The sequence below is a fragment of the Frigoribacterium sp. AC759 genome (genome assembly GCF_979256015.1).
Genome location: NZ_CEEDMT010000103.1, coordinates 1 through 267, shown reverse-complemented (window position 1 = coordinate 267; position 267 = coordinate 1). Strand labels below are relative to the sequence as shown.

1 pseudogene is annotated in these 267 nt (G+C 62.9%); it reads right to left on the bottom strand.

Annotated elements, in window-relative coordinates:
- Window positions 1-267 (bottom strand): annotated as a pseudogene (locus tag ACZ6JE_RS15265) (hypothetical protein); the annotation flags it as partial.

Genomic DNA, 267 nt, shown 5'->3' with positions numbered 1-267 from the left:
GTTCAGCGGCAGGCGCACCGAACTGCAGCGGCTACGCAACGCGCGGCTTTTCACCAGGCCGTAGGGGTCGGGCAGAACGACTTCGTCATCGGCCTCGAAGTCCAGAAGGCTCTTGTAGAACAGCACCCAGCTGTCCAGGTTGTCAGCCGGCAGCGCCAGCGCCATGTGGTCGATGCGCTCCAGGCTGCCGGTTTGCACGGCGCTTGGATCGAGCTTGAAGTCGCTGTCGTAAATGCTCTGCCCGGCTTCGGCCTGATCGACCAGATA